This is a genomic window from Bacillus sp. FSL K6-0972, assembly GCF_037976035.1.
Lineage (GTDB): Bacteria > Bacillota > Bacilli > Bacillales > Bacillaceae > Bacillus > Bacillus haynesii.
Window position 1 is genome coordinate 571307 of record NZ_CP150260.1, and the last position, 21039, is coordinate 592345.

The 21039-nt window shown below is 45.7% G+C and carries 26 protein-coding genes; 22 read left to right on the plus strand and 4 right to left on the minus strand.

From position 1 onward, the window contains the following. The first annotated feature begins 37 nt into the window (after nt 1-37). The 4 genes from MKX80_RS02890 (at nt 38) to MKX80_RS02905 (ending at nt 3457) form a co-directional block, all read left to right on the plus strand. Entirely contained in the window at nt 38-964 is a 927-nt protein-coding gene (locus MKX80_RS02890; protein ID WP_268293518.1) for an ABC transporter ATP-binding protein, read from the plus strand. Next, nucleotides 957-1724: an ABC transporter permease gene (locus tag MKX80_RS02895; RefSeq protein ID WP_216931151.1), complete on the plus strand. Its 768-nt coding sequence runs from the start codon at nt 957-959 to the stop codon at nt 1722-1724. Before MKX80_RS02890 ends, MKX80_RS02895 begins: the two co-directional genes overlap by 8 nt. A 121-nt stretch (nt 1725-1845) precedes the next feature. Next, nucleotides 1846-2184, plus strand: coding sequence for a hypothetical protein (locus MKX80_RS02900; protein ID WP_216931152.1), 339 nt, complete (start codon nt 1846-1848; stop codon nt 2182-2184). A gap of 124 nt (nt 2185-2308) precedes the next feature. Then, nucleotides 2309-3457, plus strand: coding sequence for an acyl-CoA dehydrogenase family protein (locus MKX80_RS02905; RefSeq protein WP_268342637.1), 1149 nt, complete (start codon nt 2309-2311; stop codon nt 3455-3457). 45 nt (nt 3458-3502) lie between these two features. On the opposite strand, the gene fbpB is transcribed toward MKX80_RS02905, so the two are convergent. The 3 genes from fbpB to MKX80_RS02920 all read right to left on the minus strand — a co-directional run bounded on the left by fbpB (nt 3503) and on the right by MKX80_RS02920 (nt 4556). Continuing rightward, nucleotides 3503-3658 (minus strand): Fur-regulated basic protein FbpB, encoded by a 156-nt coding sequence (gene fbpB, locus MKX80_RS02910; protein ID WP_003179099.1) that lies wholly within the window; start codon nt 3656-3658, stop codon nt 3503-3505. Between the two features lie 2 nt (nt 3659-3660). Further along, nucleotides 3661-3819 (minus strand): Fur-regulated basic protein FbpA, encoded by a 159-nt coding sequence (fbpA, locus tag MKX80_RS02915; protein WP_154996619.1) that lies wholly within the window; start codon nt 3817-3819, stop codon nt 3661-3663. Between the two features lie 416 nt (nt 3820-4235). Beyond that, complete coding sequence (locus tag MKX80_RS02920; protein WP_268342638.1) at nt 4236-4556, minus strand: thioredoxin family protein; 321 nt, start codon at nt 4554-4556, stop codon at nt 4236-4238. 160 nt (nt 4557-4716) lie between these two features. On the opposite strand from MKX80_RS02920, the gene MKX80_RS02925 reads away from it, so the two are divergent. The 6 genes from MKX80_RS02925 (at nt 4717) to MKX80_RS02950 (ending at nt 11971) form a co-directional block, all read left to right on the plus strand. Then, on the plus strand, nt 4717-5802 hold the full coding sequence (locus MKX80_RS02925; protein WP_154996621.1) for a D-alanine--D-alanine ligase: 1086 nt from the start codon (nt 4717-4719) through the stop codon (nt 5800-5802). A gap of 138 nt (nt 5803-5940) precedes the next feature. Further along, nucleotides 5941-7311 carry a UDP-N-acetylmuramoyl-tripeptide--D-alanyl-D-alanine ligase gene (murF, locus tag MKX80_RS02930; RefSeq protein ID WP_268342639.1) on the plus strand — a complete coding sequence of 457 codons (1371 nt, stop codon included), beginning with the start codon at nt 5941-5943 and terminating at the stop codon, nt 7309-7311. 66 nt (nt 7312-7377) lie between these two features. Next, complete coding sequence (locus MKX80_RS02935; protein WP_234113144.1) at nt 7378-8088, plus strand: alpha/beta fold hydrolase; 711 nt, start codon at nt 7378-7380, stop codon at nt 8086-8088. A gap of 352 nt (nt 8089-8440) precedes the next feature. After that, entirely contained in the window at nt 8441-9904 is a 1464-nt protein-coding gene (locus MKX80_RS02940) for a DEAD/DEAH box helicase (RefSeq protein ID WP_154999318.1), read from the plus strand. 113 nt (nt 9905-10017) lie between these two features. Beyond that, nucleotides 10018-10497: a PH domain-containing protein gene (locus tag MKX80_RS02945; RefSeq protein ID WP_154999317.1), complete on the plus strand. Its 480-nt coding sequence runs from the start codon at nt 10018-10020 to the stop codon at nt 10495-10497. Further along, nucleotides 10487-11971 (plus strand): PH domain-containing protein, encoded by a 1485-nt coding sequence (locus tag MKX80_RS02950; protein WP_216931153.1) that lies wholly within the window; start codon nt 10487-10489, stop codon nt 11969-11971. The genes MKX80_RS02945 and MKX80_RS02950 overlap by 11 nt, the downstream gene beginning before the upstream one ends. Here the strand turns inward: MKX80_RS02950 and MKX80_RS02955 are convergent. After that, nucleotides 11968-12567: a rhomboid family intramembrane serine protease gene (locus tag MKX80_RS02955; RefSeq protein WP_043926794.1), complete on the minus strand. Its 600-nt coding sequence runs from the start codon at nt 12565-12567 to the stop codon at nt 11968-11970. The two genes, MKX80_RS02950 and MKX80_RS02955, sit on opposite strands and share 4 nt — an antisense overlap. A 343-nt stretch (nt 12568-12910) precedes the next feature. Here MKX80_RS02955 and MKX80_RS02960 point away from each other — a divergent pair, with 343 nt between their 5' ends. The 12 genes from MKX80_RS02960 to MKX80_RS03015 all read left to right on the plus strand — a co-directional run bounded on the left by MKX80_RS02960 (nt 12911) and on the right by MKX80_RS03015 (nt 20967). Beyond that, entirely contained in the window at nt 12911-13870 is a 960-nt protein-coding gene (locus MKX80_RS02960; protein WP_182071071.1) for an outer membrane lipoprotein carrier protein LolA, read from the plus strand. A 225-nt stretch (nt 13871-14095) separates the two neighbouring features. Beyond that, nucleotides 14096-15265: an alanine racemase gene (alr, locus tag MKX80_RS02965; RefSeq protein WP_268342640.1), complete on the plus strand. Its 1170-nt coding sequence runs from the start codon at nt 14096-14098 to the stop codon at nt 15263-15265. Nucleotides 15266-15376: 111 nt separating this feature from the next. After that, nucleotides 15377-15658 (plus strand): hypothetical protein, encoded by a 282-nt coding sequence (locus MKX80_RS02970; RefSeq protein WP_006638778.1) that lies wholly within the window; start codon nt 15377-15379, stop codon nt 15656-15658. Between the two features lie 4 nt (nt 15659-15662). After that, a complete protein-coding gene (gene ndoA / locus MKX80_RS02975) occupies nt 15663-16013 on the plus strand; it encodes a type II toxin-antitoxin system endoribonuclease NdoA (RefSeq protein WP_003179128.1) in 351 nt (116 codons plus the stop codon). Between the two features lie 118 nt (nt 16014-16131). Next, on the plus strand, nt 16132-16956 hold the full coding sequence (locus MKX80_RS02980; RefSeq protein WP_216931156.1) for an RsbT co-antagonist protein RsbRA: 825 nt from the start codon (nt 16132-16134) through the stop codon (nt 16954-16956). Between the two features lie 3 nt (nt 16957-16959). After that, nucleotides 16960-17325 (plus strand): STAS domain-containing protein, encoded by a 366-nt coding sequence (locus MKX80_RS02985; RefSeq protein WP_043926799.1) that lies wholly within the window; start codon nt 16960-16962, stop codon nt 17323-17325. A 2-nt stretch (nt 17326-17327) separates the two neighbouring features. Continuing rightward, complete coding sequence (locus MKX80_RS02990; RefSeq protein ID WP_023857861.1) at nt 17328-17729, plus strand: anti-sigma regulatory factor; 402 nt, start codon at nt 17328-17330, stop codon at nt 17727-17729. 10 nt (nt 17730-17739) lie between these two features. Then, nucleotides 17740-18747: a PP2C family protein-serine/threonine phosphatase gene (locus MKX80_RS02995; protein WP_268342641.1), complete on the plus strand. Its 1008-nt coding sequence runs from the start codon at nt 17740-17742 to the stop codon at nt 18745-18747. 58 nt (nt 18748-18805) lie between these two features. Continuing rightward, nucleotides 18806-19132 carry an anti-sigma factor antagonist gene (locus MKX80_RS03000; RefSeq protein WP_154999311.1) on the plus strand — a complete coding sequence of 109 codons (327 nt, stop codon included), beginning with the start codon at nt 18806-18808 and terminating at the stop codon, nt 19130-19132. Further along, nucleotides 19132-19614 carry an anti-sigma B factor RsbW gene (rsbW, locus tag MKX80_RS03005; protein ID WP_154999310.1) on the plus strand — a complete coding sequence of 161 codons (483 nt, stop codon included), beginning with the start codon at nt 19132-19134 and terminating at the stop codon, nt 19612-19614. Before MKX80_RS03000 ends, rsbW begins: the two co-directional genes overlap by 1 nt. Then, the gene (sigB, locus tag MKX80_RS03010; protein ID WP_154999319.1) at nt 19580-20371 is read left to right on the plus strand and encodes an RNA polymerase sigma factor SigB; all 792 of its coding nucleotides are present in this window, start codon (nt 19580-19582) and stop codon (nt 20369-20371) included. The genes rsbW and sigB overlap by 35 nt, the downstream gene beginning before the upstream one ends. Beyond that, complete coding sequence (locus MKX80_RS03015; protein ID WP_182069236.1) at nt 20368-20967, plus strand: PP2C family serine/threonine-protein phosphatase; 600 nt, start codon at nt 20368-20370, stop codon at nt 20965-20967. Before sigB ends, MKX80_RS03015 begins: the two co-directional genes overlap by 4 nt. Nucleotides 20968-21039 lie beyond the last annotated feature (72 nt).

A 21039-nucleotide genomic window follows, 5' to 3' on the forward strand; every position in this document is an offset into this window, starting at 1 on the left:
CGGCACTGTTTATTTTTTTAGGAAAGAGGAGGGGGCTATGACAAAGCAGCCTGTTTTACATATAGAAAATGTTGATAAAATCATAGACGGCAAAACGATTTTGAAAGATATCTGCTTAACGGCGGATGAAGGGGAGATTATCGGCCTGCTAGGTCCGAACGGGTCAGGAAAAACGACCCTCATTAAATTGATCACCGGCTTAATCAAAATGAAGAGCGGATCAATTGTCATAAACGGTTTTCCGATTGACCGCCAATTTGAAAAAGCGATCCAGTCCGTCGGAGCCATCGTTGAAAATCCTGAATTTTACCCGTATCTGACTGGCTATGAAAATCTGAAACACTATGCAAATATGCACGCTGGAATCGGGCGGGAAAGACTAGCGGAAGTCATCAGCAGGGTCGGCCTTGAAGATGCCGCAGAAGACAAGGTCAAAACGTACTCGCTCGGAATGAAACAGCGCCTCGGTATCGCCCAGGCGATTCTTCACCGGCCGAAGCTGCTGATTTTGGACGAGCCGACAAACGGATTGGACCCGGCGGGAATGAAAGATTTCCGCGAACACTTGCGTGAGCTTGCCGAAGAAGAAGGAACAGCGATCCTGTTTGCGACCCACTTGCTGAAGGAAGTGGAAGATTTGTGCGATCGGGTCGTCATCCTTCAACAAGGGAAAATCAGATCAACCGTCGTCCTCAATGATGCAGATGAAAAGCAGGAAAAGGCGATGCTGGAGGTACAGCCTCATGACAAAGCGCTTCAGTGGCTGAAAGACCAAGGATACGAAGCCCACGCCGAAAAAGGCCTGCTTGCCGTAAAGGTGGCGAGAGCGGAAATTCCCGCTTTAAATCAACAGCTTGTCGCCAATAATATTGACGTCTATTCGATTGCTCCGTTTAAGCAGTCTCTTGAGGATGAATATATGGCGCGGACGAATGGAACGGAAGAGAGGAATGCTGATGTTTAGACTGATTCAAAACGAGCATGTTAAATTGCTGAAGCGAAAAGTAACATTTGTATCGTTGGCGCTGATCGTAATCTTTCAATTTTTTCTCGCGCTCATAACGAAAAGAATCCTGATGGGCGCTGGGGCAGATGATCATTTTATCGGCTATTTTTCATTCACCCCAAACCTGAATATCCTCTTGCAGGGGCTTTCAATTGTGGTGGCGGCTTCAATTATATCCTTTGAATATGATAAAAAGACGATCAAATTTTTGCTGATCCGCCCTGTCAAAAGAGAAAAAATTCTCGTTTCCAAATACGTGACGAGCGTGCTCGCAAGCATTTGGCTTTTTATCATTTACTACGGATTTTCTTTATTATTTGGTCTGCTCTTTTTCGGCGTGAAGCTCGACGAAAAAGCGGAGCCGCTCTTTACCAATACGGTGAAAATGATCGGGACGCAGTGGTTTGAAGTATGGATGATGGTTTCATTTGCGTTTTTATGTTCGGCTTTGTTCAAAAGCAGCGCGCTCAGCATCATGGTGTCGATTGTCGTGCTGTACGGCGCCAAAATGCTTGTAACGATTATGGCGTATTTGGAAAAACCGCTCGGTAAATTTTTGTTGTTCGCCAATACCGATTTAACGCAATACGCCGGAGAGGCCAAACCGCTTTTTGCCGGGATGACGCCTTTGTTCTCACTCTTTATCGTCTTTCTCCATCTCGTGTTTTTTCTCGGAGCGGCATGGTGGGGCTTTTGTAAACGAGATATGAAAGTATAAAATAATTTGTCTAATGTGTGACAAAAGGAATGACATTTTTGTGAAATGTGTCGTAATTACCGTGTGAATCTCCTATTCTTAATTATAATTTTAGGATAAGGGAATGGGGGATGAGACATCCATGAAAAAATTTATTACGGCATTGCCGATTGTATTGCTGTTGTCATTTTCATTTGTTTCTTTTGCCTTTAACTTCGATCATCTCGTCTATTTTAGACTTGCGCTCGGACTATTTTCGCTTGCAGGTTTGTTTCTGTTATATAAATTGAAAAACGGTGTCCGCTTCTTTATGGTGTATCTTTATGGAAGCTGGGTCGTGCTGGCCGGAATCGCCGCATATGAAGAACCGCTTTTTTCCGATTTCTTCTTCGGCGGCCTTACGATCACGATGGGCTACTTAACCTATATGCTGATTTATCTCGGTATGAAGGTTGACCGCCGCGGCGGTCAAGCCGTTTAGTTAAAAGCGTACCTTGTTGAAGGTGCGCTTTTTTGTTTTGCCAAGGCTATCATTTGCACAACGAGCCGTGAACGAACTATAATACTTATTAAATCTATCGGAATTTGGTCAGGAGGATGCCGGTGTGTGTTCAATATTTGTGAAAACGGAAAGGCAGCAGGAATGGTTCGGTAAAATCGGAAAACTGGCGGATGAATTTGAGAAAACTGCAGCGTACTATGACGAACATGCCCAATTTCCCGCAGAACATATTCAAAAGCTGCGGGATTCAGGCTACACGGCGCTAACGGTCGGAAAAGATTACGGGGGAGAGGGTATTTCGCTCTACGACATGCTTTTATTTCAGGAACGGCTTGCCAAAGGAGACGGACCGACGGCTCTCAGCATCGGCTGGCACTTAAGCGTGATGGGAGAACTGGCAGAAGGAAACAGCTGGGATCGGCATGTGTTTTCATCGATTTCACATGAAGCATTAAAGGGCGCGCTGATCAACAGAGCTGCAAGTGAAGCGCAGACGGGCAGCCCGACAAGAGGAGGACGCCCCGGAACCCATGCAGTCAAAAAGAACGGCGGCTGGATTGTAAACGGCCGTAAAACATTCACAACGATGTCTCCGGTTCTCGACTACTTTCTTGTCACCGCTTGGATTGAAGAGAAGCAAACGATCGGCGTTTTCTTGATCCATAAAGATGCGGAAGGCTTGGCAATAGAAGAAACGTGGGATATGGCGGCGATGAGGGGCACGGGAAGCCACGATTTGGTGCTGACCGATGTCCGTCTCGACGAATCCATGCTTGTTGAGCTGTTAGCAGGTAAAAGAACGGATAAAATCAACGGCTGGCTGCTTCATATACCGGCTGTATATTTAGGGATCGCACAAGCAGCGAGAGATTATGCCGTTCAATTTGCAAAAGACTATCAGCCGAACAGCTTGAAAGGTCCGATTAAAGAAGTGCCCGCCGTTCAGCGCCATATCGGCGAAATCGATCTGGAACTCATGAAAGCCCGCCACTTTATGTATCATGTCGCAGAGCTTTATGATGACCCGGAGCGCCGCGCCCTTTTGACAGGTGAGCTCGGAGCGGTTAAGCATACGGTAACGAATACGGCCATTGCTGTCGTAGACAAGGCGATGAGAGTCGTCGGAGCGAAGAGCCTGGCGAGAACGAACCAGCTCCAAAGATTCTATCGCGATGTCCGGGCGGGCCTCCACAACCCCCCGATGGATGATGCGACAATCGGCAAGCTTGCAGGAATTGCATTCAGCGAATAGTTTCAGCGAAATAAAAAAGAAGCCGTTCAAAATGAGCGGCTTCTTTTATGTTTGTTTTGCTTTAGAAATGGCCAAAAGGCGGTTCTCGTGTCTGCGGTCGATCTTGTCATAAATGACTTCCATTTCTTTCGGATTCTTGGCGATTTCTTTTTTATATTCTTCGACAAGCTGATGAAAGGTTTTAATCTTCCGTTTTGACATGATTATCCGCCTTTCTTGATGGATTGGTATTCGCTTTCAAGTTCGCTTAAAGATAATTCGTAAAGATGGCGCTCTTCTTTTTTATATATGCCAAGCTGGATAAGCCGCTGAATGAGTTGTTTCTTTCTCATTTCCACCGCTTTCTTTAAATGAGGGGCCATGTGATCACCTCGTCAACCATTATTGATATTGATAATCATTATCAATTATATGTATTATACTAAACAGTATCACTGGATGTAAAGAGACATCGCTAAAAGAATATTGAACAAAATTGAAAAATATGAATTATTATCCAAAAAAATATATAAAAAAAGAAGCCGACAAGGGCTTCACAACTAGAAAAAATAATTGCAAAATAGGAACAAAAAACATTCTACCTGAATATAAAAAACGAATCAAGAACTTTTTATGAAAATTCGACATTTTACGTTTCCCGGGAAATACTCGTGTCGAATTTTTAATGAAAGCTCATTCTATTATGAAACAAATATTGCTGCTGTCCCGTCTTATATAAAAGGACATGGGATGTTCCCATGTCCTGCCGTTCAGACAAAAAATCTGGACTTTAAACGAATTAGCTAATATGTTCAGCCAGGAATTCATTCACTTCTTCAGGCGTTTTGGCATTTGCGCTGTGAAGGTGACCCGTTTTTTCGCCGTTCTTGAAAATCAACAGGCTTGGAATGCCCATGACCTGATACTTGTCGGCAAGTTCAGGAAGGTCGTCTTTATTCAGCTCATACCAGTCATTTTCCTGATAAGCCTCAAGAATATCTCCGATGAACATGTTCATGCGTGTGCAGTCCGGGCACCAGTCAGCGTGAAATTTGACGATGATTTCTTTATCGGATTGGATCAGTTCATTAAATTGCGCTTCTGTTGTGATTTTTTTCAATTGCAACCTCTCCTTTTCAATGCCATTTTAATATAAAATGAAAAGGATTTACATACAAATGCTTTTTATATGCTGTTTTTAGACCGTAATAAAATAATTAGATCATTTTCCTGGGAAAGTGATAAGATAGTAAAGATGAATCCAGTGGGGGGAGTACGAATTGAAGACAAGATTAGGATTGGTATACGGCGGAAAATCAGCGGAGCATAACGTTTCTCTGCAAACCGCGCTGGCCGTCACGAAAGCATTAGATACTGAAAAATTTGATATACACCCGATTTATATAACAGAAAAAGGCGAGTGGGTGAGAGGGCCGCAACTGACAGAGCCTGTTTCAAATGTGAAAATGCTTCAATTTGAACAGACGGGCCAGACATTTTCTCCGGCTGTGTTAAACCGGGATATGTTTCCGGGCGAAGCTGATGTAAAAGAAGACTCGATTGATGTTGTTTTCCCGCTTTTGCACGGACCGAATGGGGAAGACGGCACAATTCAAGGCATGCTTGAACTACTGAATGTGCCGTATGTGGGCAACGGAGTCTTAGCTTCCTCTGCGGGCATGGATAAAGTGGTCATGAAGCATCTGTTTGCACAGGCAGGTCTTGACCAGGCGAAATACGTTTCATTCGTGAAAAAAACATGGAGTCAGTCTAAAGAAGAAAGCTATGATCAAGTGGAAGCGGAACTTGGTTATCCGTGCTTCGTAAAACCGGCTAACCTTGGATCAAGCGTCGGGATCAGCAAATGCAGAAACCGTGAAGAGCTTGACCAAGCCTTTGAACTTGCATTCCAATATGACCGCAAAATTGTCGTTGAAGAAGGCGTCATCGGCCGGGAAATAGAACTCGGCGTTCTTGGGAATGATGAACCTGTCTGCTCAGTCGCGGGGGAAATCGCTCCGAAGAAAGATTTTTATGACTATAAAGCAAAATACGAAGACGGCGATACCGATTTGATTATTCCGGCTTCCCTGACAGAAGACGAATACGAAACAATGCGCAGCATGGCGGTCAAAGCGTTTCAGGCGATTGACGGCTCAGGCCTTGTGAGAGCGGACTTTTTCCTTACAAATGAAGGCAGGGTCCTGATCAATGAAGTCAATACGATGCCGGGATTCACCCCGTTCAGCATGTTTCCGCTTCTCTGGAAGCAATCAGGGGTTGAGTATGCTGAACTGATTGAGAAGCTTGTTGCTTTGGCAATCGAGCGCCACGAAGAAAAACAGCAGATCAAACATACATTTTAACGGGACGGAGCGGACCGAATCCGGGGAGCTTTCATGGAGAAAGGCGCGGCAGGCGGTTCGCCCTTAGATACAGCTGCAGACACTATCCTTATTTGTGGTAGTGTCTCTTTTCCTTGCTGGAGAAAGAGAGGGACATACATGATAACGAGAACGGTAAAAGAAATTGCTGAAATGTCGGAAGGCGTTTTGACGAATGAAGCTTTTGAAGAGCGTCTTGTCAAAGGTGTCTCAACCGATTCGAGAAAACTGGCGAAAGACCAACTGTTTATTCCGCTTGCAGGCGAGCGGTTCAACGGACACGTTTTTGCAGAGCAGGCTTTTCAGGAAGGTGTCGCGGCCGTGCTGTGGAACCGGAGCGAACCGAATCCTCCGGAAGGGAAGCCGGTCATTTTAGTTGATGATACGCTGGAAGCGCTGCAGAAGCTTGCGAAAGCATACAGGCATCAGCTGGACGTAAAAGTTGTCGGCGTGACCGGTTCAAACGGGAAAACGACGACAAAAGACATGATTCATGCTGTGTTGGGCACCGAGTATAAAGTGCATAAGACAGAAGGAAACTACAATAACCATATCGGCCTGCCCCTGACAATTCTGGCGATGCCCGAAGACACAGAAATCGCCATTTTGGAGATGGGGATGAGCGCCAAAGGAGAAATCGATTTTCTTACTCGTTTGGCGCGCCCTGATATCGCAGTCATTACAAACATCGGCGAATCACACCTCCTTGAACTCGGATCAAGAGAAGGAATTGCAGAGGCAAAGCTCGAAATTGTCAATGGGCTTTCAAAAGAAGGCACACTCATTTATGTCGGAGATGAACCGCTGCTCGCCGAAAGGCTTAACCAGCCGCCTTACGATACAAAGACGTTTGGAGAGGATCCGGCTTTCGATTATCAGCTTGAGGATATGTCACAGACGGAAGAGGGCACAGCATTCCGTGTCAGAGGAATCGAAAACCGGTTTTTCATCCCGGTGCTCGGAAAGCATAATGTGAAAAACGCTTTAGCTGCGATTGCGGCCGGAGACCTTCTGAATGTCAGCCGGGCTCACATTGCTGAAGGGCTGACTAAACTGAAAGTGACCGGAATGCGGCTTGAGCTTGTGAAGACTGCGGACGGCGTTGCGATCATTAATGACGCCTATAATGCAAGTCCGACATCGATGAAAGCAGCGATCGAGCTTGTCGAACAGATGAAGGGATACGGCAAGAAAATTCTTGTTCTCGGCGATATGCTGGAGCTCGGCGAAGGAGAAAAAGTGTTTCATGAAGAAATCGGGCAGGCAGTCAATCCGGACTCGATCGACTTTTTATTTACGTACGGAGAACTCGGTGCATATATTGCAAAAGGGGCGCTTAAACATTTCCCGGAACACCGCGTCCTTCATTTTAACCCGGAAGACAAAGACAGTTTGAAAAAGACATTGAAAGACAAAGCGAATACAGGGGATTTGATCCTCATCAAAGCGTCCAGAGGCATGCGCCTTGAGGATGTTATAAAAGATTTGTAAGGGAACATTGAATCATAAAGTCGTTTTTTTATGTGATAATCAGTAAAAGAAAACGGGTGAATGGTCATGATAGGATGTTTATGCATTCACGGATTTACCGGAGCACCGTATGAATTGGAACCGCTGGCTTCTCATTTAAAACAGACGGCAGATTGGCAAGTCGAAATGATCACGCTGCCCGGGCACGGGGAGAGGCCGGTTTTAAAAGGCGTCTGTTTTCAGGAATGGATCGCTTGTGCTGAAGTGGAGCTCGTCCGCTTGTTGAAAACGTGTGAGACGGTGTTTTTAATCGGATTTTCAATGGGCGGGATGATTGCCGCCTATTTAGCCGGAAAATATTCGGTCAGCCGCCTTGTCCTGTTGAGTGCGGCCGCCCAGTACATCAGCCCGGGACAGCTGATCCAGGACTTGAAGAATGTGATCAAAGATTCTCTGCAAGGCAAGATTGAGGATAATTTGCTTTACAAAAGGTACAAACAAAAGCTGACAAGCACTCCGGTGTCATCAGCATTTCAGTTTCGCAAGCTCGTCAAGATGACAAAGCCTGCTTTAAAAAATCTCCGGATCCCTGTGCTCATTGTTCAGGGGGAGTGTGATTCAATCGTGCCGCTGTCAAGCGCGTATTACTTGTATGAAACCATACCTTCCGATGAGAAAGAGCTGTGCCTCTTGCCGGAATCCAAGCACCATGTCTGCCTTGAAGAAAACTCCGCTACCCTATTTCAAACCGTTGAGGCGTTTCTCAAAAAAACGCCGATTGAATCCATAAAAAAATAAATAATTGAACGGCAATCTGCAAAAAATAATCTGGGATGCTGGCAGGGAAAAAAATGAGCGTATGCTGTCGAAAGCTGCACAAGCCTGTGTTACAATGTGTAAAAGACGCCTCCGGGCGGGCTTTATATTTCGATGCCGGACGGCTACGCCCGAGGTCCATAGGAGACTGCCGAACCGGCAAGAGAGCACACCGCTCACTCTCATCTTGTTGAAAAACGTATAACGGAATGGTAATATAACATGTAAAGTAATTCGGGCTTTGCATAAGTATGGACCTGTCCTTTGCACAAAGGGCAGTTTTTATTGATAAAACACGATTACTGAAACAGTAAGCAGAAGGAGTTTGAATACATTGACAATAACGTTTCAAGATTTTCAATTAAGTTCTGATCTCACAAAAGCAATCAAGCGTATGGGATTTGAAGAAGCAACACCAATTCAGGCACAAACGATTCCACTCGGCCTTGCAAATAAAGATGTGATCGGACAAGCGCAAACGGGAACAGGAAAAACGGCTGCATTTGGCATCCCCCTTGTTGAGAAAATCAACCCCGAGTCTCCTAACATTCAAGCCATTGTTATCGCACCTACTCGTGAACTAGCCATTCAAGTTTCTGAAGAGCTATACAAAATTGGACAGGATAAACGCGCTCGCGTGCTGCCGATTTACGGAGGACAGGATATCGGACGCCAGATTCGCGCGCTCAAGAAAAACCCTCATATTATCGTCGGAACACCTGGCCGCCTGCTTGACCATATCAACCGCCGCACGATGCGTCTTCAAACCGTGAACACCGTTGTGCTTGATGAAGCGGATGAAATGCTGAACATGGGTTTCATCGAAGATATCGAATCCATCCTTTCCAATGTGCCTGCTGAGCATCAGACATTGCTGTTTTCTGCAACAATGCCTGCTCCGATTAAGCGGATTGCAGAACGTTTCATGACCAACCCGGAGCACGTGAAAGTGAAAGCGAAAGAAATGACAGTATCAAACATCCAGCAGTTCTACCTTGAAGTTCATGAACGCAAAAAGTTTGATACGCTGACACGTCTTCTTGACATCCAGTCTCCGGAACTGGCGATTGTATTCGGCCGGACAAAGCGCCGCGTCGATGAGCTGACTGAAGCGCTTAATCTGCGCGGTTATACAGCTGAAGGAATCCACGGAGATTTGACTCAGGCGAAGCGGATGGTTGCACTCCGGAAATTTAAGCAAGGCGCAATTGAAGTGCTCGTTGCGACAGACGTTGCGGCACGCGGCCTTGATATTTCAGGTGTAACACACGTTTACAACTTCGATGTGCCGCAAGATCCTGAGAGCTATGTTCACCGCATCGGAAGAACGGGACGCGCGGGCAAAACAGGAATGGCGATGACCTTCATTACACCGCGTGAAAAGGATATGTTGCGCGCCATTGAGCAGACGACAAAACGCAAAATGGACCGCATGAAAGCACCGACTCTCGATGAAGCCATTGAAGGACAGCAGCAGGTGACGGTTGACCGTCTCCGGACGATCATTGAGGAAAATAACCTGAACTTCTATATGACGGCTGCAGCTGAATTATTGGAAGATCATGACTCTGTGACGGTTGTTGCTGCTGCCATTAAAATGATGACAAAAGAGCCGGATGACACGCCTGTACGCCTGACAGAAGAGGCTCCTCTCAGATCAAAGCGAAACAAGAGCCATCACCAACGTTCATCAAAACGCAGAGACGGCGGCGGCTACAGAGGAAAGAACAATCGTTCATCCTATGATAAAAAGCGTTCTTCGAATGACAGACGCCAAAAAAAATCATATAATTCATAAGCAAAAGGCGGATCCTTTTTTACGGATTCGCCTTTTTTAAAAAACTAAAGCCTTTAAATGAAACATTTTCAGCCTGAAGACCGTAAATAGAACTAGATTGGGGGAATCGAGTTTTGAGAAGTGAGCCGAAAAATCAAATCAGCCGTGATGGCGTAAAAGTCTGGAGAATCACAGCTTGTATCACATCATTCGTACTCATGCTGGTTGCAGCAGGCCTGATTGCCGCCGGAGTATTATTTAAGTGGCCGGTATGGATCGGCATTTTGTCAGGAGCCGTTTGGCTGGCGATTTCATTTGTTATCATCATCATTATTCCGAATATCCGCCACAGAATTTGGCGCTACGAAGTCCATGAGAACGAAATCGATATTCAGCACGGCATCTTTGTGGTGACCCGCGTGATCGTTCCGATGGTCAGAGTCCAGCATGTTGATACATCGCAGGGCCCCATCCTCAGAAAATATAATCTCGCCTCTGTACAAATTTCAACAGCCGCGACGACCCATTCCATTCCCGCTTTGGATGTTGAAGAGGCCGATCAACTCAGGGACTCCATTTCCAGGCTGGCAAGGGTGACTGAAGATGATGTCTGAACCGAGACGCATGCACCCCGCCGCCGTCATTCTCAACTTTATCAAAGGACTTGTTGAGACCGTTAAAAATTTTATCATTCCATTTGGTGTGGTGATTTTTTTAAATCAGTCGCACACAGTCAAAATGATAGCGATCGCCGCGGCTGTGCTGTTTTTCATTTCTTTGGTCGTGACAAGCATTATCAAGTGGAGAAAATTTACATACCGTATCGAAGAGGATGAATTGCGAATAGAGGAAGGCCTGATCAATAAGAAAAAAAGGTATATTCCGATCGAACGGATTCAAACGATCAACACGAGCGCAGGCCTCATTCAGCAAATGTTCAAGCTTGTGAAGCTTCAAGTTGAAACGGCAAGCGGAGGAACGGAAGCGGAAGTTTCCTTGGTCGCCATTACCCAGGCTGAAGCCGAACGTATTCAGCAAGCGCTTTTCGAAAGGAAAAAAGCGGCGGAAGACACGGGAGCCGATGTCACGGATCCGCTGGAAGAGACTGCCGAAGAGGCGGAGGAAACAGCGGAAGAACCGGTTATGATGTACAAAATGACCGGACAGGAGCTCTTAACCGCGGCTTCAACATCGAGCGGCATCGGTGTTATTATTTCAGGGGTATTCGCTTTTTTCACTCAAGTTGATGATTTCTTTGATTTGGATTGGCTGTATGACCGCTTTGCGTTTTTGAACAGCGCGGGAGCCACTGTCATCGCATTGGCCGCCTTTGTTGCCCTTTTCATCGCATGGCTTCTCAGCATCGTCGGGATGCTTTTGAAATACGCGAATTTTACAGTCGTGCGTAAAGAGAAGGAAATCGTCATTTCCAGAGGGCTGATTGAAAAGCATCAAATCACGATTCCCCTGCAGCGGATTCAAGCGATTAAAATCAAGGAGAGTCTGATCAGGCAGCCTTTTGGACTTGCAGCCGTCACGATCGTCAGCGCAGGCGGAAACGTTTTGGAAGAAGATAAATCAGCCATCTTATTTCCGATTATCAGCAAAAAAATGATTCATCAGCGCCTCGGCGATTTCATTCCGGATTATGCGCCGGAAGACGATTTGAACCGCTTGCCGAAACGCGCACTGCGCCGCTATATCCTGCGCGCATCCTGGCCGGTTCTCGTCGTCGTTCCGCTTTCCATTCTGTTTCCGCCCTGGGGCTATTTGTCCGCTGTATTGATTCCTTTTTACTGGATTATCGGCTATTTATCATACCGCGATGCCGGATGGAAGATCAGCGGCAGTAAAATCATCATGTCATCGCGCTTCATCGGCAGAACAACCGCTGTCATTCAGCGCAGGCGTATGCAGGTTTTCGAAGTCAGCCGTTCGTATTTCCAGCGCAGAAAACAGCTTGTTTCGATTCATACATCAACAAAATCGTCTGTTTTAATGGAGAAGTTTTCGGTGGCAGATGTCGAGAAGAAGGATGCGGATGATATTTTTGCATGGTATTCTTATGAAAAAAGAGTGAACGGTTAAAAGCCGTTCACTCTTTTGTTTAACAACGGAGGAGCCAAGGCGAGTCCGCCCAGCAGTCCGAAGATATGCGCCATGATATTGATATTTTGGTTGACAAACGTCATCAAAACCGAAATGGCGAGGATGGTGACGATGATTTGGGAATTGGCGCTCCCCATCAGCTCTTTTCGAAACAGCACGATGTACAGGTACACGCCGAACAAGCCGAATATCGCCCCCGAAGCGCCGACATGCATATACTCCAGCGGTTCGATGAAATACGTGCCGATATTGCCGATCACTCCTGATCCGATATAAACGATGAGAAACTTGAGCTTTCCGAGCATTCGTTCCAGCCCGGGGGCAAATAAGAAGATCGACATCGAATTAAAGAGCAAGTGGCCGAATCCGGCGTGAATAAAAATCGGCGTCACAAACCTCCACCATTCTCCATTCGCTATCCCCCAGTTAAAGCCAATCAATAAATCAGACCACATCTGTACGGCCGTAAACGGAATTAAAAAAAGAATCCAGATGGCAAGCTGCAGGGCCAGTATGGCGGATGTGACCGGGTAGAGCCTGATAAACGTCTGAAAATTTTCTGTTCTGATAAACATGCTTATGATTTAAGCCCCTTTACAATGATCTCGTACATATATAGTAACACGTTTATGACCAGGCAGCGGCGATTAGTACGGAGGAGAAAAATGATTTTGAAAGGTTGTCATGCTAGTCTGCATATTGTCTGAGACACGCTCATATATTGGGTAGTGCAATAAGGGAGACGAGTCGTTGCAGGCTTTTATGGTACGCACGCCGATACAGCCGGCCCTGTTCTTATGGCGTACCGTTAAAGTCGAACAAGCGGTTTCTTCCTTTTTACATCAATGATTAAAAAGGGGTTGAAAAAAGGTGAGAAAAAGCTTTGTTTTGCTTTTAACGGGGCTGCTTGTAATCCTTATGCTTTCTGCCTGCGGCCAAAAATCGCAAGAAGATGTTGTGACGGGGCTCGACAAGAAGGCAAAAGAATACACGTCCTATAAGGCAAAAGCGAAAATGACGATTGAAACGGGAAATGAACCGCAGGAGTACAACGTGGAAATCTGGCATAAAAAACCTTCTCTTTACCGGGTCTATTTGGAAAACCCGAAAAAAGACCAGAGCCAGGTGATCTTGCGCAATGAAAACGGCGTGTTTGTTTTGACTCCGTCGCTGAATAAAAGCTTCCGCTTTCACAGCGACTGGCCCAACAACAGCAGCCAAGTATACTTATTCGAATCGCTCGTAAAGGATGTCAAAAATGATGGGGAAGCTTCTTTTTCCGCAAAGGATTCAAAATACATTTTTGAAACGAAAACGAATTATCAGCATAATCAGATGCTGCCGACCCAGGAAATCGTTTTCCATAAAAAGACTATGGCTCCTTCATCGGTTAAAGTGATGGATACGGACCGCAAACCGATGGTAAAGGTTGAGTTTACAAGCTTTGAATTCGATAAGCCGCTCGATAAAGACTCATTTGATGAAAAGAAAAATATGACGCTTTCTCAAATTGACGTAGCGACAAGCGCTGACGTGTCAGACTCTTTTGCCGTCAAAACGCCGCTTGATGTGCCTCAGGGCGTAAAAAAGCTTGAGGAGAAAGAAATGGCGACCGAAGACGGCAAACGAATTGTCATCACATACGGCGGTGAAAAATCCTTTACATTGATTCAGGAAAAAGCCCGCGTCGCCAAAACGTCCACTTCCGTATCCATGAACGGAGAGCCGGTTGACCTCGGCTTCACTGTCGGCGCACTGACAGATAAATCGTTGTCATGGACATATGACGGAGTCGATTATTTCATCTCATCAGAAGATCTTACTCAAGATGAACTTCTGATGGTTGCAAAAAGCATGCAGGGCCAGTCTTCAAAATAGACTGTGCCGTATCAGGCAGCCTGTTTTCCGCCCGGAAGCGGAAAGCAGGCTGTTTTTATATTTGTGACACAAGCGTATGTTTTCGACAGCTTTTCCGTAAAATGTATAGCGTGCCAGCAATTTTTCTTTTGTTCGGGGCTGATGGTCCCGTACATAATTTCCCTTTCTCCGAACTTTTTAGTATGATGGGAAGGACGATTGAAACAAGGAACAGGAAGTGTCATGATGAGCTTAAAACCATTCTATAGAAAGACTTGGACCGAAATCGATTTAACGGCTTTAAAAGAAAACGTGCGCAATATGAAGCGGCACATCGGCGAGCATGTCCACTTGATGGCCGTCGTTAAAGCGAATGCCTACGGTCACGGGGATGCACAGGTAGCGAAGGCGGCTCTTGCAGAAGGGGCGTCCATTCTTGCTGTGGCTTTACTGGATGAAGCGCTTTCGTTGAGAGCACAGGGGATTGAAGAACCGATTCTTGTCCTCGGTGCAGTGCCGCCCGAATATGCAAGCATTGCCGCGGAAAAGCGCATTATCGTGACGGGCTACTCCGTCGGCTGGCTGAAAGACGTGCTCGGTTTTCTGGGTGAGACCGAAGCTCCTCTTGAATATCATTTGAAGATCGACACGGGCATGGGCCGCCTTGGCTGCAAAACGGAAGAAGAGATCAAAGAAATGATGGAGATGACCGAATCGAGCGATAAACTCAATTGTACAGGCGTGTTCACTCATTTCGCGACTGCGGACGAAAAGGACACCGATTATTTTGACATGCAGCTGGACCGCTTTAAAGAGCTGATCAGCCCCCTCCCGCTTGACCGTTTAATGGTACATTCGTCAAACAGCGCCGCGGGTCTGCGCTTCAGGGAACAGCTCTTTAATGCCGTCCGCTTCGGCATCGGCATGTACGGTTTGGCGCCGTCAACCGAAATAAAAGACGAGCTGCCGTTTCGTCTGCGGGAAGTGTTTTCGCTTCATACTGAACTCACCCATGTGAAAAAAATCAAAAAGGGCGAGAGCGTCAGTTACGGGGCGACATATACGGCTAAGCGCGACGAATGGATCGGGACAGTCCCCGTCGGGTATGCTGACGGATGGCTGAGGCGCCTGGCCGGAACTGAAGTGCTGATCGACGGAAAACGCCAAAAAATAGCAGGGAGAATCTGTATGGACCAGTTCATGATTTCCCTTGCGGAAGAATACCCTGTCGGCACAAAGGTTACCTTGATCGGGAAGCAAAAAGACGAATGGATTTCAGTCGACGAAATCGCCCAAAATTTGCAGACGATCAATTATGAAATTACCTGTATGATAAGTTCAAGGGTGCCCCGTATGTTTTTGGAAAATGGGAGTATAATGGAAATAAGGAATCCGATCTTGCCTGATCAATCCTGAAAATTGATGAATTAGCGGAAAAACAACTTTGCTTGCGAAAAGAATAATGATATCATTATGGATGGAATGGATAGAGTGTTGTATCCGTAAGTTTGGTGGAGGTGTATGTTTTTGTCTGAATCCAGCGCAACAACTGAAATATTGATTCGCTTGCCAGAAGCTTTAGTATCAGAACTGGATGGTGTCGTCATGCAAGATAACGGGAGCAGAAATGAACTGATTTACCAAGCCACAAAAATGTATTTGCGCGAGCGCAAAAATCGACAAATTCGGGAATCGATGAGACGCGGTTATATGGAGATGGCCAAGATCAATTTGAACATCTCTTCTGAGGCTCAATTTGCAGAGTATGAGGCTGAAAACACAGTAGAGCGCTTAGTAAGCGGAGGATAATCATTTGATTGTTAAACGCGGCGATGTTTATTTTGCTGACCTATCTCCTGTTGTTGGCTCAGAACAAGGCGGGGTGCGCCCGGTTTTAGTGATTCAAAACAACATCGGCAATCGCTTCAGCCCAACTGCTATTGTTGCAGCCATAACAGCCCAAATACAGAAAGCAAAATTACCTACCCACGTCGAAATTGATGCGAAACGCTACGGTTTTGAAAGAGATTCCGTTATATTGCTCGAACAAATTCGGACGATTGATAAGCAAAGATTAACGGACAAAATCACCCATCTCGATGATGAAATGATGGAAAAGGTCAACGAAGCCTTACAAATCAGTTTGGCACTCATTGATTTTTAATATGGATGAAAGTTGCTCGAGGCGAAAGAGCAACTTTTTTTGTTTTAAAAAATAACAAACGATATAATGGAACTGTTAGGTCAAAAAAATGTTTTCAGATGTAGTTAGGGGGATGAACATGTCGAATCAAGAGGTGTTAAAATTTATCTCAGAACACCAAAACGTACTCGCCGGGAATTTGGCGGATATTCTGAAAGACTTAAACAGCAACATGACAAACGTGAAGCTGACTGAACACATGTATGAGACGATCAGCAATGAATATATTCATATCCTCATGAATGAGTCCGGGGATAATGAAAAATCGATCGACACCATCTACCAGTTTTCTTCAAAAGCCGTACAGCTTGGTGTTCCGCTGAAACTTCTGTCGTCTGGGTTATCAGCTTTTTGGAAGCACCTGTACTATGAAATGAACAAGGATGTCCCGGAAGATCAGCAGTGCTATGATCTGATTTGGGAAATCGATAGGTTTATTGAACCGATCAACAGCGAAATCTTGAATCAGTATGCGATCTCCTGGGAGAAAACAGTTGCTCTGCAAAGGGTCGCATTACAGGAGCTTTCGGCCCCGCTGATCCCGGTTTTTGAGAATATTACGGTGATGCCGCTCGTCGGCACGATCGATACGGAGCGGGCCAAAAAGATTATGGAAAACCTGTTGAGCGGCGTCGTCAAACACCGGTCTGAAGTCGTCCTCATTGACATTACCGGCGTGCCTGTCGTCGATACGATGGTCGCACACCACATCATGCAGGCTTCCGAAGCCGTCAGACTGGTCGGCGCTAAATGCCTGCTCGTTGGAATCCGCCCGGAAATCGCGCAGACGATTGTGAATTTGGGAATCGATTTAACTCAGGTTATTACAAAAAATACCCTGCAAAAAGGAATTCAAACCGCATTAGAAATGACAGACAGAAAAATTGTTTCATTGGAGGAATAAGTTTTGAGGATACCTAACATTCCAATTTTGAAGCTGTATAACTGTTTATTGGTATCCATTCAAGTGGAGCTTGATGACCAAACCGCTCTGAAATTCCAAGAGGACCTGCTGAACAAAATATATGAGACCGGTTCGAACGGAGTGGTGATCGATCTGACTTCAGTGGACATCATCGATTCATTCATCGCCAAAGTACTTGGCGATGTCATTTCAATGTCAAAACTGATGGGCGCCAAAGTCGTTCTGACTGGCATCCAGCCGGCTGTTGCGGTGACATTGATTGAACTCGGCATTTCTTTGGACGAGATCGAGACGGCGCTCGATCTCGAAAAGGGGCTCGAGACATTGCAGCGGGAATTGGGGGAATAAATATGGCAGACCAATCCTGTGTAAAGATTTTGACAGAATGGGACATAGTGGCCGCCAGACAGCTCGGGCGAAATGTCGCAAAAGAACTGGGGTTCGGCACAGTGGACCAGGCCAGAATCACGACAGCCATCTCAGAACTGGCACGTAATATTTATTTGTATGCCGGAAAAGGCCGAATCTGCATCGAACAGGTTCAGGAAGAAGGAAAAAAGGGGTTGAAAGTCATAGCGGAGGATGAGGGGCCGGGAATCGCTGACATCAAAAAAGTGATGGAAGACGGTTTTTCAACCTCAGGCGGCCTCGGAGCGGGCCTGCCTGGAGTAAAGCGTCTGATGGACCAATTTGAATTGCATTCGGACGCGGAAAATGGAACGGATATACAAGCCATAAAGTGGCTGCGGTAGGAGGGAAGGAATGGATTTCAGGGAAGTGATTGAGCAGCGCTATCGACAGCTGCTTAGCCGTTATATATCTGAATTAACAGAGACATCCCTTTATCAGGGGCAGAAATTCAGCAGAAAAACGATTGAACATCAAGTGCCGCCGGAAGAGATTATTAGCATACACCGAAAAGTTCTGTCTGAATTATATCCGGATCTTCCAGACCATGTGTTCCATTCTCTCGATTTTTTAATTGAAGTGATGATTGGATACGGTTTGGCCTATCAAGAACATCAGACATTAAGAGGAATTCAGCAGGAAATTAAATCGGAAATCGAAATTGCCGCGAATGTCCAGCAAACGCTGCTCGAGACAAAGATCCCGAAAGTTGAAGCGCTCGAAATCGGAGCGGTCAGTGTTCCGGCTAAGCAAATGAGCGGTGACTATTATCATTTTGTACGGGACAAGGAATCGATTAATATCGCCATTGCGGATGTGATCGGGAAAGGAATACCGGCTGCGTTATGCATGTCGATGATCAAATATGCGATGGACTCTCTGCCGGATTCGGGCACGTCTCCTTCACAGGTGCTGAAAAACCTGAATAGAGTCGTCGAACAAAATGTAGATCCAAGCATGTTTATTACAATGTTTTATGGCAACTATCATCTTCAAAAACACCTATTTACGTTTTCATCTGCCGGTCATGAACCTGGCTTTTATTATTCTTGCAGGGAAAATAAATTTTACGATTTAAACGCAAAAGGCCTCGTTCTTGGCATTTCATCACAATACGACTATGAGCAGTACGAGCAAAAACTGGATATTGGCGATATGATCGTTCTATTTTCAGATGGTGTAACCGAATGCCGGACAGACAGCGGGTTTTTGGAGCGGTCTGACTTGCAGAACCTGATCAATGTACATATGGAGAAACCGGCTCAGCAAATGGTTAACAGTATATACGAACATCTGCTCAAGCTTCAGGATTTTCAGCTTCATGACGATTTTACTCTCATTGTTTTAAAAAGAAAGGTTTAATGCTTCTCTTCGCTGGGTAATAAACCAGTAGCTCATTAAGAGAACCAGAGGTGATATTGTGAATTTGGCAGTCGATACGAAAAAAAATGATCATGTGATAGAAGTAAAAGTGGCGGGCGAAATTGATGTGCATACGGCTCCGGCATTGCGGGATGAGCTGATGCCGCTCGCGGAAGAAGGGAAAGATCTCAAAGTTTGTCTGAAAGACGTTGCATATATGGACAGTACAGGACTGGGTGTATTTGTCGGCATTTACAAAGCGGTAAACAGAACTGGGGGTTCTTTAGTGCTTGAAAATCTGTCAGAGCGTTTGATCCGTTTGTTTGATATTACAGGCTTAAAGGACATCATTGATATTTCTGGAAAGTCAGAGGGTGGATTATAATGAAGAGAGCAGCTGATTACATTGAAATGAAGTCACCTGCCAAACCTGAATACGTAGGAATCATTCGTTTAACCCTGTCGGGGATTGCGAGCAAGATGGGGTATTCTTATGATGACATTGAAGACTTGAAAATTGCAGTCAGCGAAGCGTGCACAAACGCTGTGCAGCATGCTTATAAAGCAGACAAAACAGGAGAGGTCTCCGTCAGATTCGGCGTGTTTGAAGACCGTCTCGAAATCGTCGTCGCAGATCAGGGTGACAGTTTTGATATTCAGGATAAGCAGAAGGGGCTCGGCCCATATTCCCCTGAGCATACGGTAGATCAATTGTCAGAAGGAGGGCTCGGTTTATATTTAATGGAGACGCTCATGGATGAAGTGCATGTCCAGATTGACTCAGGCGTAACCGTCTCGATGACAAAGTTCTTAAACAGGGAGCGAGTTGATGATGGCACAACCGTCCAAAACTACGAAACTAACTAAAACCGAAGTCGACACGCTGATCAAAAAATATCAGGAGAGCCAGGATGAAGACGCTCAGCTGACCCTTGTTCAGACTTATAAAAATCTGGTCGAAACACTCGCCAAAAAATATTCAAAAGGAAAAAGCTTTCATGAAGATTTATGCCAGGTTGGGATGCTTGGATTGCTTGGAGCCATCAAACGCTATGATCCCGATGTAGGAAAATCGTTTGAAGCGTTTGCCATTCCGACTATTATCGGAGAAATCAAACGGTTTCTCCGAGATAAAACATGGAGCGTCCACGTCCCGAGAAGAATCAAGGAGCTCGGGCCGAGAATCAAAATGGCGGTGGATCATTTAACGACTGAAACGCAAAGGTCCCCAAAGGTCGATGAGATTGCCGAGTTTCTTGACGTTACAGAAGAAGAAGTGCTGGAAACGATGGAGATGGGCAAAAGCTATCAGGCGCTTTCCGTCGACCACAGTATTGAAGCAGATGCAGACGGCAGCACGGTGACGATTCTCGACATCGTCGGCTCGCAAGAGGAAGGCTATGAAAAGGTGAACCAAAAGCTGATGCTTGAAAGCGTATTACACGTACTGTCCGACCGCGAAAAGCAAATCATTGAACTGACATACATTCAAAACAAAAGCCAAAAAGAAACCGGTGACATGCTGGGCATATCGCAAATGCACGTCTCACGGCTGCAGCGCAAAGCTGTCAAAAGGCTGAGGGAAGCTTTGGCTGAAGATCCGTTTATGGAGCTTAAACCATGATTTGGACTGAGTCGAATGAACATATGCAAGCGCTTGTTTATCAGCTTCCTAAAGAAGGAAAAGCCGTCTGCGGAGACAGTTTTTATTTCCATGCGACAGACGAGACCATGGTGTGCGCACTGGCTGACGGGCTTGGCAGCGGTGCGATGGCACTAGAATCTTCTTCGGTCATCAGTGAAGTTGTCGAAGAGCACGGTCATGAAGAAGTCGCAAGCTTGATGGAACGGTGCAATCAAGCGCTGAAAAATAAGCGCGGTGCGACTGTGGCGATTTTAAAAGCCGATTTTCGAACAAGAACGATCGCTTACAGCTCTTTAGGCAATATCCGCTTTATCTTGTACGCTCCTTCGGACAAATATATCCACCCTCTCCCTGTGACGGGATACATGTCGGGAAAGCCGCAAACATACAAAACATTCACCTATACGTATGAAAAAGGATCAAGATTCATCATTTATTCAGACGGATTGGAAGTACCCGCCCTCCGGACTTATTTAAAACAGCACCATACACCGGGAGATATATCGAATCAGCTTGAATCATACACATTAATGGGAAAAGACGATCTCACCTATATCATCGGACAGCTTTTTTAAGGAAGCTGCCCTTTGATATAGGTGTTTTTCTGTTTCTTTTGGTACACTAAGAAGACAACATTCTTTTGGAGG

Coding starts and splice junctions, on each gene's coding strand:
- MKX80_RS02890 (WP_268293518.1), top strand. CDS start 38: ATGACAAAGCAGCCTGTTTTACATATAGAAAATGTTGATAAAATCATA.
- MKX80_RS02895 (WP_216931151.1), top strand. CDS start 957: ATGTTTAGACTGATTCAAAACGAGCATGTTAAATTGCTGAAGCGAAAA.
- MKX80_RS02900 (WP_216931152.1), top strand. CDS start 1,846: ATGAAAAAATTTATTACGGCATTGCCGATTGTATTGCTGTTGTCATTT.
- fbpB (WP_003179099.1), bottom strand. CDS start 3,658: ATGTCAAAACGGAAGATTAAAACCTTTCATCAGCTTGTCGAAGAATAT.
- fbpA (WP_154996619.1), bottom strand. CDS start 3,819: ATGGCCCCTCATTTAAAGAAAGCGGTGGAAATGAGAAAGAAACAACTC.
- murF (WP_268342639.1), top strand. CDS start 5,941: ATGATAACGAGAACGGTAAAAGAAATTGCTGAAATGTCGGAAGGCGTT.
- MKX80_RS02935 (WP_234113144.1), top strand. CDS start 7,378: ATGATAGGATGTTTATGCATTCACGGATTTACCGGAGCACCGTATGAA.
- MKX80_RS02950 (WP_216931153.1), top strand. CDS start 10,487: ATGATGTCTGAACCGAGACGCATGCACCCCGCCGCCGTCATTCTCAAC.
- MKX80_RS02955 (WP_043926794.1), bottom strand. CDS start 12,567: ATGTTTATCAGAACAGAAAATTTTCAGACGTTTATCAGGCTCTACCCG.
- MKX80_RS02960 (WP_182071071.1), top strand. CDS start 12,911: ATGCTTTCTGCCTGCGGCCAAAAATCGCAAGAAGATGTTGTGACGGGG.
- alr (WP_268342640.1), top strand. CDS start 14,096: ATGAGCTTAAAACCATTCTATAGAAAGACTTGGACCGAAATCGATTTA.
- MKX80_RS02980 (WP_216931156.1), top strand. CDS start 16,132: ATGTCGAATCAAGAGGTGTTAAAATTTATCTCAGAACACCAAAACGTA.
- MKX80_RS02990 (WP_023857861.1), top strand. CDS start 17,328: ATGGCAGACCAATCCTGTGTAAAGATTTTGACAGAATGGGACATAGTG.
- MKX80_RS02995 (WP_268342641.1), top strand. CDS start 17,740: ATGGATTTCAGGGAAGTGATTGAGCAGCGCTATCGACAGCTGCTTAGC.
- rsbW (WP_154999310.1), top strand. CDS start 19,132: ATGAAGAGAGCAGCTGATTACATTGAAATGAAGTCACCTGCCAAACCT.
- sigB (WP_154999319.1), top strand. CDS start 19,580: ATGGCACAACCGTCCAAAACTACGAAACTAACTAAAACCGAAGTCGAC.
- MKX80_RS03015 (WP_182069236.1), top strand. CDS start 20,368: ATGATTTGGACTGAGTCGAATGAACATATGCAAGCGCTTGTTTATCAG.